The organism is Edaphobacter aggregans DSM 19364, assembly GCF_000745965.1.
In the GTDB taxonomy this organism is placed as follows: Bacteria; Acidobacteriota; Terriglobia; order Terriglobales; family Acidobacteriaceae; genus Edaphobacter; species Edaphobacter aggregans.
The window spans coordinates 1-14,270 of record NZ_JQKI01000125.1 but is presented as its reverse complement, the minus strand read 5'-3'; the positions used below and the strand labels follow the sequence as shown (position 1 = coordinate 14,270).

7 protein-coding genes and 1 pseudogene are annotated in these 14,270 nt (G+C 55.0%); all 8 read right to left on the bottom strand.

The window, feature by feature from the left end; translation table 11 throughout:
* Positions 1 to 1,020: acetyl-CoA hydrolase (locus tag Q363_RS25640; protein WP_035356510.1), on the bottom strand; the 1,020-nt coding region annotated here is incomplete at its 3' end.
* A 23-nt stretch (positions 1,021 to 1,043) separates the two neighbouring features.
* Positions 1,044 to 1,838, bottom strand: a complete 795-nt coding sequence (gene scpB, locus Q363_RS25635; protein ID WP_035356507.1) for a methylmalonyl-CoA decarboxylase — start codon at positions 1,836 to 1,838, stop codon at positions 1,044 to 1,046.
* 1,450 nt (positions 1,839 to 3,288) lie between these two features.
* Positions 3,289 to 3,864: a TetR/AcrR family transcriptional regulator gene (locus Q363_RS25630; protein WP_035356505.1), complete on the bottom strand. Its 576-nt coding sequence runs from the start codon at positions 3,862 to 3,864 to the stop codon at positions 3,289 to 3,291.
* Between the two features lie 65 nt (positions 3,865 to 3,929).
* Entirely contained in the window at positions 3,930 to 4,847 is a 918-nt protein-coding gene (locus tag Q363_RS25625; protein WP_035356503.1) for an SDR family NAD(P)-dependent oxidoreductase, read from the bottom strand.
* Positions 4,848 to 5,081: 234 nt separating this feature from the next.
* Positions 5,082 to 5,239, bottom strand: a pseudogene (locus Q363_RS41210) (ISNCY family transposase); the annotation flags it as partial.
* Between the two features lie 896 nt (positions 5,240 to 6,135).
* Positions 6,136 to 6,759 carry a recombinase family protein gene (locus Q363_RS25610; protein ID WP_051979317.1) on the bottom strand — a complete coding sequence of 208 codons (624 nt, stop codon included), beginning with the start codon at positions 6,757 to 6,759 and terminating at the stop codon, positions 6,136 to 6,138.
* Between the two features lie 862 nt (positions 6,760 to 7,621).
* A complete protein-coding gene (locus Q363_RS25605; protein ID WP_051979316.1) occupies positions 7,622 to 10,798 on the bottom strand; it encodes a TonB-dependent receptor in 3,177 nt (1,058 codons plus the stop codon).
* Positions 10,795 to 13,521, bottom strand: coding sequence for an RNA polymerase sigma factor (locus Q363_RS25600; protein WP_157467548.1), 2,727 nt, complete (start codon positions 13,519 to 13,521; stop codon positions 10,795 to 10,797). The genes Q363_RS25605 and Q363_RS25600 overlap by 4 nt, the downstream gene beginning before the upstream one ends.
* Between the last annotated feature and the right edge of the window lie 749 nt (positions 13,522 to 14,270).

Genomic DNA, 14,270 nt, shown 5'->3' with positions numbered 1-14,270 from the left:
GGAGATTTCCTGAGGGCGCAGCACGATCCGCGAGGCAAAGTAATCGAAGTCGTCATAGATTTCCTTGAGCTTGGCTTCGGACACGGTGAGGGCGGTCGAACTGGCGCCGGTCAGCCGCCCGGAGCGCATGAGCTCGACACACGAGTCCTGGAAAACCTCGGTGTATACAGTAAACGCAGGCAGCTCAGGATTCTCGCCAAGACCTGTGATGAGGGCGTTTCCGACGTTTCCCACTCCGCTCTGCAGCGGTAGGAACTCGCGCGGCAGACGGCCCGCAGCCAGTTCCTCCAGAAAGAATTGAACGAGGTGTTCGGCGATCTGCTTGCTCACCGCGTCGGGCGGGCGTGGCGGCAAACGCGTGCTCGGTTCATCCGTTTCGACGATGGCGACAACTTTGGCGGGATCAACCAGGGCGAAGTTAGCACCGATCCGGTCAAGGGGGTGTCGGATGGGGATGGGCTCGCGATGAGGCGGCAGGGGAAGAGTGACGATGTCGCTGAATTCGCGGACGCGCGGCGAGTGATGCCGGTTTATCTCAATTACGACCTTCTCGGCCAATTGTAGGTAGGTAGGACCATTGCCGATGGCGGTCGTGAAGTAGACGCGTCCGTCGTCCGAGATGTCACTGGCTTCGATCACGGCAAAATCGATCTTGCCGAAGAATCCCTCGAAGAGCTGTTGCGAGCAGTGAGAGAGATGAACGTCCGTGAAATCGATTTTTCCCTGGTTGATCGCATCCCGGCAGGGTTTCTCACCCTGGAAAGGCATACGAAAGCTCACCGCATCTGCTTGCACAAGTTCCACGTCAACGTCGGGCCCGGCCTCGGCGCCAGTGTGGAGCCGGACCTGAAACGGCTCGCCGCGCGCGTGAAATCCGCAAGCGCGCTTTGCGAGCGCTCGCGGCACGGCATGCGGACAGCCGGGATCAGTGAATCCACCAATGCCCAGGGACGCGCCGTGGGGAATCAGCTCGGCTGCTTCCTCGGCAGATCGGATGGGATATCGTCCGTAGCTACTCATGGTTTCCTCGTTTCTTCCCGCGATCACTTGCCCTGGAAAACAGGCGCTCGCTTCTCAAAAAACGACTTGACGCCCTCTTTTAGGTCGTCGCTGAAGAATGCGGCTCGCCGTTCTCCTTGAATAAACTCGTACTCGTCGGCGCTCATGGAGGCGCCCCTGCTCAGGCTGCTCAGCTCTGCCTTGACGACCGCAACCGCCAGAGGCGCGCGGCTGGCGATTGTCTGCGCAATTTCCATCGTCGTCGACTCCAGCTTTTCGGGGCTCACGAGGCGATTGAGCAGGCCGAAGCGATAGGCGTCTTCGGCCGAGAGGGGATTGCCCGTGAAGACCATTTCTTTAATGATGTGCAGGGGCAACGCTCCCAGGAAATGCGACATCCCGGCCGTGTTATAGGAGATCCCCAACTTGACAGGAGTAATGGCGAAAGTTGTTTTGGGTGTTCCGATGGCGAGATCGCAAGTCACGGCCAGGTCACAGGCCGCGCCCCAGACGCTGCTGTGAAGCATGGCGATCACCGGCACCTTACAGTTCCGGATGCGATGAAGGACTTGTTCAAATCCTGTCGTCCAGGTCACGGCGTCGTGCCCGTCGAGCGGTATCTCGCGGATGTCGTGACCGGCAGACCAGATCTTCGTGTTTGGATCCGCACCAATGATGATGACGCGGACACGGGCTTTCTCAAACTCGTCGAAGGACGCGAGCAGCTTCTCGCAAACGCCGCTGCTGAGTGAATTCACTGGCGGATTGCTGATGGTTGCGATCCCGATGTTATTCGCGATCTGCGTCGGTGGTACGGATTGGGTCAGACTTTCTGGCATGATTCTCTACCTCGATTTCTCTACTTCCTCGGCGGGTCGGTTTTCAATGGAGACAGGTTCCGTTTCCCTCACGGGTTCTGTCAGCTCTGCGTCCACAGCAATCGTGGTGGGTTTGTGTTGAAAACTCGATTACTTTCGCGCGGTATTCAACAGAAGTTCGCGTCAACGGTTCCGGGAATCGCTTCGGGTTGTAAAACTCAATGACTGTAGCCATCGATCTATCCTCCTCAGACATACGGCTCCGAGTCGGTCTGGCTCCTGCCGCTCATAAGAGCACGTTCACAGCCAATTCGGGCTTACCGATCGCAGGGAATTCATCTGGTTGATCAAGTAAAGGGTTAGGCGTTCCGATCCCCGAAGTAACAGATCTATTCAAGAAGATTGCCGAAGCGACGGACCTCAAAAAGGGCGACTCGGTGAAGGCCGTCATCAAGGCGACCGAGGTCATGATTCAAAAAGGGTTGATGCCCGCTGCGCTCTGCCATCGTCTCACGGGTTCCTGGCGACGGCTGTCTGCCTGGCGGCCCGTGGCGTTCAGTCGATGCGAGTGAGGCTATCCGTCTGGGCAGACGGCAAAATGCCGCCACAACAGGCTCGCCGCTTACTAAATCGCGAATAGCCCTAGAGAAGAAGTGCGCGCTGCAAGTTCCGCCGAGTTTCTCAGTTGCCCCAAATAAGGCAACACGTCCATTGTGCTGCCCCAGAAAGCGCAATGAGCCTGCAGTCGGAGGGCATTGAACAGGGTTCTCAGAGCCAGAGCTACAAACGCTCTGAGATCACCCGATCCGCTAGCCCATGCTGCTGCGCCACTGCCTCCACCGCTTCAATCATCTTCGGTGGACCGCAAACATAAATATCGGGCTCTTCAGAGTTCTGACAAGCATCTGATTAAACATAGTTAAGAACGAAACCAGTGGTTTCGTAATAAAAACATGTAATTGTCAGGCGGCTTGTAGCTCGATAGCATGACGTTGTATTGAGGCAAAGTCGCAGCTTTGCGTGAGTGCGTTTCGCTACTTCGTGTCCGCCAGATTCACACCAGACTGCGCCTATTTTGGCAGGAGGTGGGAGTGTAATGTCTGCCCGCTCACGCAGCGTAAGAATAAGCAATGGATATAGCAAGATGCCGAGGAGAATCGTGGAGAGTGACGTGGTGACGATGTGTCACGAGGCAACGGACGGCCCAAGGTAGCCACGGCGACCCTGTTCGCGTACACAATTTGTCCTTCGGCATCGGCCACCAAAATGCAACCCGGAACGCCGTCTACAATCCGCCCATAGTCTGTTCGTCGTTCGCTCCCAGTTTGGCTGCAATGAGTCGGCGCTGCATCGGATTTGAATTCGAACTCATTCATCGTCGTAATCCTGTAGGTTTTGGAGAATGGACTGAGCGCTCACTCCATATCTGAGCCGAGCTTGAATAAATCCTCTTCACAAAAAGCGATCTAGCCTATTCGGTTGTGAGTGCGCGCCATGATGCCGCGGCAATTCGTTTCAGCATTGCGGGCTTATGAAAGTCTTTGCTCTTCGCAAGCTTGAGTGCCAAACCAAAGGACATCGCATGAAGAGCTTCAGGAGGTAAATCAGCCAAAACCCCGCCTGCCTTTTTCGGTCTAAATGAAGACATAAAATAAAGCAGATTGTCATCGTAATCCGCGGACTTCAGATCGGGAACCGCAACGCAGTACGGAGAATTCTCATACTGTTCCAGGAATCTGGCCTCTCGCGTGTGCTTCTTATAGAAGTGATAGGCCTGGATCCACTGCTGAGTGTAGGCTTCTTCGGTTGACAATTCGGTTGAATAGCCTTCAGTAAGAGCCTGTCGCTTGATCGTTCTGACACGAAGATAGACCTGATGGATGAGGTACTCTTTGCTCGGGAAATAGTGGTATATCAGCCCCGGTCCTGTTCCAGCACGCTTCGCAATCTCAGAGATCGGTGCGTCATGGAACCCCCGCTCTGCAATCAGGTCGAGCACCACCTCCAAAATCCGGTCTTTTGTATCTGTTTCCTTCCTCGATGCCATTTCACTCCTCAGGAAAAGCAAATCTCCATTCTCATTCTAGTGGGATCGGATCCAGTGAAGATAAGCTAAGAGACAAGGGTCTGAGCGATTCTCCAGAGCCGCGCTGCATTGTCAGGATCGAGAGCATAAGGAGCTACCCCTCCACCGAAATCTTTTGGCTTTTCGGAGACGATGGCGGCTTCGTTGCAATCCTCAAAATAGCGCCCGCCAATGCCATCCAGAAGCGGCGACACAGCTAATAACACAGAGGTGGCGGCTCCTTGCTGGGCCGTCTTCCGGCGTTCTGGAGGCGTCTTGAGTCCTCCGGTGTGCTTCTGAAGATTCGTTGGGATTGCTCCGGGATTGAGCGCGTTCGTGAAAATACCATCATCCATCCAACGCTTCGTCGCCTCGACCGCAAACAGGACGTTTGCCGTCTTCGATTGACCGTAAGAGATGAATGGATCGTATGGGAGAAACCGAAAATGCAAGTCGTCGAAAAGAACGGGCGAGATCAGGTTTGCGCTGGAACTCAATGAGACGATTCGGGCACCATTGGCCGACGCAAGTGCATTGTGGAGGCCCACGGATAACGCGAAATGTCCAAGAAAGTTAGTGACGAACTGAAGTTCGTATCCTTCTGCGGTTCGCTCCAACTGCGGAGTGGCCATAATTCCGGCATTGTTGATCAAAATATGAACGGCACCGCTCCAGTCGGCAACGAAAGCTTTGACAGAGGCCGGGTTGGAGAGGTCAAGTTGTTTAACCACTATCTTTGAGTTACCTACTGCATGGGCTATCTGTGTCGCAATTGCACTGCCTGTCTCCGTGTTTCGGACAGCAAGCGTGACCTCGGCCCCCGCAATGGCTAGAGCTCTAGCGGTTTCTACACCAATACCAGACGAAGCGCCGGTCACGATAGCACGCTTGCCACAGAGGTCTATGCCTTTTACCACATCCTCGGCTGTGGACTGAAATCCAAACGCAGTTCTAATTTGTCGCATCTTTTCTCCGTCTCGCGCAATCTCAATAGTAAATGGAGTGAGCGTTCACTCCATTATGTGATGAGTTTTACCGGTTGCAGGACTATTACATTTTTATGGAACACGCGGTCCGCCTTCGCAGCATTGCACGGAAAGGTTCGTCAGTGGTTGCGAAGCAAGGCGTCGCAAGAAATTTCTGTTGGAATAGGAGCAGAGCTGGAAGAGTGGGCCGGAGTCGATCGCAACGCACAACCTACCGTCGATCTGCACTAGCTCGCCGTACGACTCGCGTCGTAGCGGAAGCTTCTGCGCTGCTTGCGCGATAGCCACAAGCCGTCACCGACCATCCACTTATGCAGCGTCTCACGCGAGATCTCAACCCCGTGCCGCTCCAGCAGCGCCTCGGCCGCGAGCGGAGACTGCATTACTAATGGGGAAAGAGCGCGGCGCATTCCATCCTGGCCAGGAGCTACTGCTCCAACGAAGGCCGCATACATTTGCGCAGACCAACCTGTCACTCTCACTTTTCGCTTGCGACAAGGCGGCGGACCATACAGTCCGGTTTGCCTGTGGCTCGCCCGCAATCAGTGGGCAGAGCCATCGAAGATTCGGTCTCCAGTGTCGCTGTGGACCAGGACTAATTAGGTCACTTCGAAAAGCCAGTGGTCGGACCTCGTTGAAGGTGCATACCGGGGCTCAGTGCGGTAAGATTTCGGTCCAAGCACCCTGGAGGGTGCCTCTCACCTCGCGCATCTGGCAGTCTTTTATAGGGTCACACATGCAACTACGACTGTTGGTCCCAGCTTTCTTGCAGCAGTCGCTGCTGCTGGTTCTCTGCATTGCGCTGAACGGTTGCCAGTCGCACAAAGCCAATTCCGGACCTTCGATCGAGTTCACCCATATTCCGCTGGCGGCGCAAGGTGGACGAGAAGAGTCGACACGATCTCTGGCCAATCCAGGTCACGGAGTCATCGCCCTTGGTTGCCTGAGGCACTAACATCGCGCCGCCGTTCGAAGCATAGCTAGCGATGGGCGCAAAGTCCCAATGCAAGGATCTTCTCGCACCCACAGGGACAGCAAATCGCACGTTGAATAGGCTTTTTCTTCATCGCTCACATGACCATAACGCGCCGCGTTTCGACTGCCGCAACCTCAACCATCCAGCCGTGTACCTGGAATAACGCTCCATCATCACACCGGACGGTGAAAGTAGAATCAAGATCGCATCTACCACTGATCGGATCGAAGTCCTCACCGCCGATCACTTCTCCCTCAACATCGAACCCGCGGCCAGTGCAAATTACTCGCATCACTTCCCTCCCCTGGGCCTGATCGTGGTTCTTTTCGGCTTCCGCGCCTTTGCTTCAACCCTCAGCTTTACCGGTCCCGGCCTTACGATCCGGTCAATGGTGGACTTCGACACACTAAACATTGTTCCAAGTTCCTGCTTCGAATACTGATTGCCATCCCACAGTGAGCGAATCTTATTCATCTGGTCCTTTGCAAGCTTTGGATTGCGCCCACCCAGCCGCCCGCGAGCTTTAGCAGCCGCTAACCCGGCCATGGTTCGCTCCCGGATCAGTTCCCTCTCAAACTCGGCCAGCGACGCGAAGACGTGAAAGATCAAGCGGCCTGCGGCATGACTCGTATCGAACTTCTCCTTCAGCGAGACGAAAGCGACCTTGCGCCGCTGGAGAGTATTCACAATCTCCAACAGATCGGTTAACGATCTTCCGAGGCGATCGAGACGCCACACTATGAGGGTGTCGCCCTCATCGAGACGGTCAAGGCATCGAGTCAGCTCGGGCCGGTCCACGTTCCGGCCACTCAGCTTCTCCTCGTAGATCCTTTTACAACCGGCTTTCTTCAGCTCCGCGAGCTGGGCCGCGTTCGTCTGGTCGTCCGTCGAAACGCGAGCATATCCAATGACCATGCCAAAAAGATATCACAAATCATGTCATAATCTAGTTGTTTTTGACGTGAGTTATGGTCCGATTTAGAGGATTTACAACTCGCGTCAAAAGCCGGTTCAAAAACGTTCCATAAACCGTCGTCTTTGACGTCCTAAGCTGAAGGCGATGAGGGCATCGGCGATTTATCACTAATCGAGGCGAGAAACGCCGACCGCGGACTAACGAGGATTGTCTCGTAGTTGCCTCAGCGTTCTCGAGGATATCGGGCATCGCTACCTTCAGCTTGAATGGAGTCTTCGCTTTCAGGGACTGCCGGTTCAGCGTCCCTCCAGCAACTCTTACAAAGTAGTCAAACCAAGTTTCAATTCCCCAATGCATTCAATTCTCACTCTGTTTGTTTGTGATATTGCGTATGGAACGATTTAGAGCGACTCGTAAACCGTCGATGTTGACGCCTGTCGCAAAGAGGACCTCGGCATTTCGGGTCTGAGAGACAACGCCGGGCACGAGTGTGACGGAAGCCACTGTCCGTTCGCGAGCCTCACTGTGCAGTTAGCGAACAGCCCGGCCCAAAAGCCGATAATCTGTACACAATTGATCGCTTACTGTGGGGACAGGTGATTTGTCGCTCTTTTTACTTCGGCCGAACTGCTGATGGTGCGGTCGGGATCGCGCTTCGCGATATCAATGGGAAGAACTGATTCAAATGTGAGTGGCCGCCGCTGGAGCGCCGAAGACCGAACTACTGCACGCACAGGGATGAGAGTAGAGGGATTAGCACCTCTTGAAGTGGGAGGCTGAGAACGGCGCTACCCGGGATTTCGTCAACCGAGCTACTTTCGAGAGGTATGTGGGTTTTTGCGGGTGTGGATGCTTATGCCATTAGAAGACGGCTCGGAAGCCTAGCTGAACGGAACGGGGTCCCCCTTGTTGATAGAGTGCGCCGGTTCCGCCAAAGCTCTGGTTCAGCATTCGTGTCGACTGCCCGAACAGTAGATCGGTGACCGTGGGATCAATGTAGCCATAGTTGGGATGGTTCAGAATATTGAACACTTCCCCTTTAAGCTGGAAGGTTATCTTCTCATTCATTGAAATCTCTTTGCGGACGCCAAAGTTGGTCTGAAGAGCGTCGAAGCCTCGAACGATATTTCGCGGCGCATCTCCAGCACTATTTTCGCCTGGGAGCACGAAGGCGGGGTTTGTGGCATTCTGCCCCCCGTTGAAGACCCGTCCTCCAGGATACTGTGGGGCGTCAATATAAAGCGGCGTGTGGGGAATCAGGTCGACTCCGCTGTAGTACCGTTCGCCGGTGATGGGATCGAGAAGGCGATTGCCAAGAAGAGTGACAGGAAAACCTGTTCGTGCGATGAGCCGCCCTTCGAGGCTCCATCCACCCATTACATATCTGGGGATCTCTCGTTTCGGCCGAGGAAGATCCCATGAGATTGCACCTTCGACATTATGCCGGACATCGTAGTCCGAGTTTCCGTATACGAGACTAAATGCTGGATCTGTCGATCCATATGCCAGTGAATGAGCCCATGTATAGGAGACGAGAGCCTGTACGCCCTGGGCGATCGAGCGTTGGAACTTGGTCTGGAGCGATTGATAGTTCGAGGTGATCCCATTCGGGAAGAATGAGATATTTCCGAACTGAGGATTGATCGGAGTGATATATCTCCGTTGTTCCTCGAGCAATCGCGCTCCATGAGACCCGATGTACGAGAGAGTCAGCGTCTGGTTTCTGCCAAGCGCTTTCTCAAGCGCGATATCCCACTGGAGGCTGTATGGCAGTTGGAGGTGGCGAGGGAATGCGAAGGTGGTCGATCCCCTAAACGGCGGTTCGAAACTCGTATCAGTAGCCAGGTGTTCTGGCGTCAAAGGGAGCGCGGCATTCTGCAGAGTTGTTGTCGTATGGAACCCTGCTTCTGTATAGGCTCGTAAAGCCGGCTGGACTCCCGTATCAAAGAACACTCCAGATCCGACGCGGAGAACCAACTCACGTTCAGGGTGCGAATCCAACAGCCACGCTACCCCCAGGCGCGGGGCCAGGTTGAACCACGATCCCTTCCACAACGGCGTGCCTCGCGGTGCCACCCATAGTGTCGCGGGATGCGTCACGTCGCCAAAGGCTGTGTATGCGTCAGCGCCGTCAGCACCATGAGGTGCGAAGTTTGCTTCCGATCGGAGGCCAAGAGATACGGTAAGAGAATGAGTCGCCTTCCACTCGTCCTGAACAAATAAGGAAAACTGGTTCAGGACAGGATGTGCCGGTTCATTTCTCGAGATAGCGACCTCGGAGGCGAGGCCATCGACCATGGACTGGCGGTCAAATAAGTACGCGCGAACGGAGAGCGCAGACGGCGTGAAACGAGAGGCCAGATGCCTCTGATCGAATCCGAACTTGAGCAGGTGTTGGCCAGCCTGGATGCTCAGGGTATCCCGGGTGTTCCATTGCTCAATTGAGCTACTGTTGCAATCGGAGGAGACGCGGCTGTCACCGACCCCTACAACATCGACGTCAACGCTTCCCGTCATGAGGGGGCACCCTGACGATAGACCAAGAGTTTGATTGAAGATCAGCAAACGCTGTCTGGAGCTTTGTGCAATAGACTCAGTGCTTATTTTGTTCCGTGCAATCCCAAAGCGAAGCTCGGAATTGATCTTTGAGGATGCCTGATAGTTCAATCCAAACGTCAACGTCTGTGTCCGAATCCGATTGGTGATTCTTTCAAGCATTTCGGTATATTCGTTGCTGTTGCTGGGGGTATCCCCGAGGCGAGCAAAGGTCGATAGCTTCGGGGTGAAGATGTGGTCGATGCGCAGACTGGACGCGTTGAGATGCGCGGGGAGAGGATCGTATTCACTGCTCGCGGGGGAAAGTCCACTGGGAAGACCATTTGCGGCAGAGAGTTCAGAGGTGGTGAACGGCGACGCAAAAAAAACAAGATAGGAAGCAGAGGGGGCCTGCGCACGGACGCTATAGGAGGGAACAAAAAAGAGAGTCGCCGGCGGCAGTTGTGACAGGTTGAGTTGCTCGTAAGAGAGAAAGAAGAAAGTCTTGTCGAGTCCAAAAGACGTTTTGGGGAGACGGGCTGGCCCCGACACGGTGCCGCTGAAGTCGTCCTGGAAAAAGTTGTGATTGATATATTGGCCGGGATATCCCTTGAACCGATCCGATGCATCAATTTGATATCCCCTCCACGTCCCGAAAAAGGTTCCGTGGAAATGTTCTGTGCCAGAACGGGTTAGGAAAGTGAACTGGCCTCCTGGGGTTCTTCCGTACTCGGCGGAGTAGTTTGCGGTCAGCACACGGAGTTCCTGAAGAGCGTCTACCGACACCAGGCTCTGAGTTGTTCCCAATGCGGTAGAACCCGCAGATGATCCAGTGCTGAAGATCGCCGAGCCTTTCTGCCCAGACCCGAGGCTCAGGTTGGCCGAGACCCCATCAATGTAAAAAGAGTTTGCGCCGGGGCTCTGTCCATTGACGCTGAAGTCTCCCGGCTCTCCCGAGCCCTGTCCAGCTGCCTGGGGGTTCTGTGTGACGATACCGGGCGTCATCGAGATCAGGTCCTGGAAACTCTGCCCATTCAACGGAATGGTGCTGACGAAGCGGCGATCCACCACTGTGGTAACAGAGGCGTCGTTGGTGTTCGGAGTTATGCCACTTGCATCCACGGTGACGGACTCCGTTACCGGGCCAATCTTGAGGCGGACGAGAAAGTTCCGGGTATCGCCGATGTTCAGCGTGATTCCGCTGAGCTGTGTCGTCGCAAATCCGTTGCGTTGGATCCAGAGGCGGTAGACGCCGGGCAGAATTCCCGTCAGTACAAAGCGGCCATCGCCACCGGTCTTTGAATCGTTCTCCGTGCCTGTCTGATCGTTAATGAGCTTGATCTGCGCATCAGGGATCGCTGCAGTCGTTGAATCCTGAACCGTGCCCACGACCGTCGCTGTACTTACCTGAGCGACAACTCGCAGGGTGAGGAACAGAACTAAGAACCGAATACTCTTTATTCCGTTAACTACGAAATCGACAACTCTGACTCTCTTCTTCATTGTCGCTCGGGTGCCTGTCCGATACCTTGTTCTTCTGTTGACGTCTTCGATTGAACCTTCTCCGAAGCCCTCAGCTTCGAGGCAAATCGCTCGATCTCGCCTGCTTGCCGCAAGGGCATCGCCTTCAATCCTCCTTCGAGCAGGGAGCGCGGTGTAGCTGGGTTCGTCGCTGTGGCGTTTGACGTGAATAAACCTCCAAGCACTCGATTCACTTCCTGCATCCGGGCAAGGAGTGAATCGGCCACTTGGAGGAACTGCCCTCCGTCTTCGATGGGTGACTCCTGAGAGGAGGGCGAATTGTTGAATTCAGGATGAATCAGTGCAAGCTGATCAGCGAGACCGCGAAGTTCTCCGTTGAGATCCGTCGAGTGTCTACCCACCATCTCTGTCCAACGTCTCCGCGACGCGAGATCGAGGGAACTCATATCCGAAGTGGCAAAGACATCTCCAAGGCGATGCAAAGCATACGCATCCTGAAGTGCGTGCTGCGAGAGTAAGAGCACGTGGCGGGAGTATTGCTCCATCGCGGGACCCATCTTCTCTTCAGCGGTGTTCCTGGAGAGAAGATAGGCACGCAGCAACGGTTCAATGAGTGGCTTGGTCTCTCCGATCTCGTAGACAAGTGTGTCGCCGGACTGCGCTTGATTTGGGTGACGGGTCGAAGCATTGGCCGACTCGTTTAGTTGGAGATCTAGCAGCTCCGAGTTCTCAAGCTCCTTCAAACGTCTCACGACCTGCTGTCTCAGAGTAGGGACTTCGACCGATCCGGATACACGAAGACGGCCATCGCTGGTTCTTGTTAGTTCGATGGGTTGACCGACATCTGCCCCGAGCTCATAGAGCTGGTAGAGAGCTGCTATATGAAGTTCGGCAACCTTAGCTCCAGAGCGATCGCGCATCGCTGCGAACTGCGACCCGGAGGGAGAGAGAAGGCTGGCTTGAGACCTTGATGTGGGATCGGTCAGATCGAATTCGGAGTCGGGGACCGATGTAGAGGCAGTGCGTTCAAGACTGACCTGGGTTAAGCGGAGTCGAAGTGTTCGTTTGTTGCCGCGTACCTCGAATGTCTGCTGGAGAGGCCGAAAGTTTTTATCGAGCACAAGGATTGCCGACACGAGGCGAGGTCTTTCCTTGGCCGGAAGCACTGTCGTCAACTCATATCCATTCTCTGTCGCAACAAACGATTCCTCCCCGCCTAACCTCCGGAACTCGACCGCCGAAAGCTCTTGTCGCCAAATATCCGATGCCATAAGTTCATTTTGATCGTTCGATCTATTCTGTCTTTCCTCAACATGAGAATGTGTACCGCTCTTGTTATGCCATTGGGCGGCGACGAGGTGATGTCTCGTGTCGTAAAGACGACGGATATACCGGCTTCCATCGCCATCCTTCCGGAGTTCGATTGTGCCTCGTTGCTTCTTTTCTCCGTTGGCAGTTATCTCCTCGACACGCAGGAGTTGGTGCTCTGTCGTTCCGCGAGAGGCTACCGTTTCGACCTTGATGGACCGGTCCAGAATTGCGGTGGCGTCCAACGGACGACTCTGGCGATGCAGCAGGAGATAGCTGGCCGCACCAAAGAACAGGAGAAGCGTGAGCGCCCAGGCAAGTACGGGCGTTGGAGTGAGTGCCTGCAGAACGCGACCGATCTGACCAAACACGTCGAGTCTGCTCTTCCGGGGTGGAACTGCAGCGACCGCCTCGGGGATCGCAACAGCACTGAGAGGTTCTACATCGTCTTCGTCTGTTGCGAACGCGCTATCCCAGGCGAGGGCTTCGTCGTAGTAGGTGACCTGGCTATGCAGTCCTAAGCCGTCAAAGGTCACAAGGAGTTCGAGCCAGCGGGAATCGCTCAAGGGGATGCGTTGCTCTAACCTCGCTGGTCCATCGGGTGGCATATCGTCTATCGATACAAGCGCCAGCCGCACATCCTGCTCGCTGAAGACCTCGATGAATTGATCTCTCCCCGGATCTACGATTCGTGCCGAAAGGGTGTTCCGAGACGAGACGACATCGTGCGAAGCAATGATCTTTCCGTTGTGGGCGATCGAGAGCGTATTGGGGCGATGCTCATAGACCTGTTTCCAGCGCCTCTTGAGCAATTCGAAGGCATGGATCTCCGGTGTGCCTGTCGGAGCGGAGACCGACGGAATATCCCCGCCAAAGCCGGTGCTATCCAGCGCCTCGCGGTCAGCCAACCCAGGCCGTTGAAAGTGGTGATCGATGAGATCGAGGCATCGCTCGCAGCTCACGATGTGTGATAGAAGAGGACACGGCACGGGGTCGGATTGCCGGGTGTTGTAATAAGCAAGTAGCTCTTGTTCGGGAAGACATGCTCGCAAGCGTGCACCAAGGATCGCATCGCGTAGTTCTTTGAAGAGATCTGGCGCGGAGAGTAGCGCCCACGAACGCGGCGCAGCGGGAGGCGTCTCGCGGCTCACGATCCGGAGTTTGCCGGATTCCTCAAGATGGGATCGAATCTCCAGGCGAGCACTCTTCAGTTTGTTGTAGATGGCTGAGATAGGGAGACGCGCCAGCTCGGCCGTCTCTTGTCGGGAGTAGCCATGGAAGAAATGAAGAATGAAGTAACTGGCACTCTTTGATCTCTCTTTTCGCCAGATGGAGAAATTGCATATGCGTCGAAGGTCGTTCTGACGCTCAAGGGGATCTCCGGAGCGCATGGAAGTTATAGCGAAATCAAAGGAGTCGAAGTCGGCGACGCTCACGAAGTGACTTGTTTCTCGTGAGGCACGGGCAAGACTCGAAAGGCAGATGTGTCGAAGACAGGTGTAGAGATAACCTTCCACGTTCTCAACGTCACTGAGATCGGGTCGCTTCAATAGGAAATAGAGACAGAGCTCCTGGACGATATCCTGGGTTTTACTAACATCACCACGCGTCAGGCTCTTGCCCCAGATCAGCAGTTGGCTGTGTCGGGCTTTGAGCAGACGCTCTATATCTACTGGCTCCGCCTGTTTACGTCGCTGAGGCTCAAGTCTCTGCATTTACCTCTAAAGAGCAGGCGAAGGAGGCAAATCTACCCTGTCTTCAAAAAATTAAGTTCGAAATGGCGCTTGCTATAGAACACGTCGCAACGGACAATCGTGATTATCCAGATAACCATATTATATTCATGCACTTAGCCTGCATCATTCACGAAGGCTGAGCGAGCGGTTGTTGTGAGCGCGAGCTCGTGACGAAGGCTCGTTTGGCTGGGTGCTGTTGGTTGGATTGCGGTGAGGGGGAGCCTTGCCTAAGCGTTTGCTGGGGGTGGCGCCGTTTTTCGTGCGCAGTTCTCCTGATCCGCAAGTTGCGTGAGGGTGGAAGTGGGGGTTTTCTGTTTCGTCGAGGCGGGCTATCCCGACGAGGCTCCGAGTGCCAGGGCCACTTGCCGGAAGGCGGGAAGAAACGGGAACGATGCGGGCAGATGCAGCAGCATGCGGCGCACCGAGACCAGCACGCGGGCGCCCAGCTT

Excerpts from the sequence above, each read along its gene's own strand:
- scpB (WP_035356507.1), bottom strand. The coding sequence starts at position 1,838 with ATGCCAGAAAGTCTGACCCAATCCGTACCACCGACGCAGATCGCGAAT.
- Q363_RS25630 (WP_035356505.1), bottom strand. The coding sequence starts at position 3,864 with ATGGCATCGAGGAAGGAAACAGATACAAAAGACCGGATTTTGGAGGTG.
- Q363_RS25625 (WP_035356503.1), bottom strand. The coding sequence starts at position 4,847 with ATGCGACAAATTAGAACTGCGTTTGGATTTCAGTCCACAGCCGAGGAT.
- Q363_RS25610 (WP_051979317.1), bottom strand. The coding sequence starts at position 6,759 with ATGGTCATTGGATATGCTCGCGTTTCGACGGACGACCAGACGAACGCG.
- Q363_RS25605 (WP_051979316.1), bottom strand. The coding sequence starts at position 10,798 with ATGAAGAAGAGAGTCAGAGTTGTCGATTTCGTAGTTAACGGAATAAAG.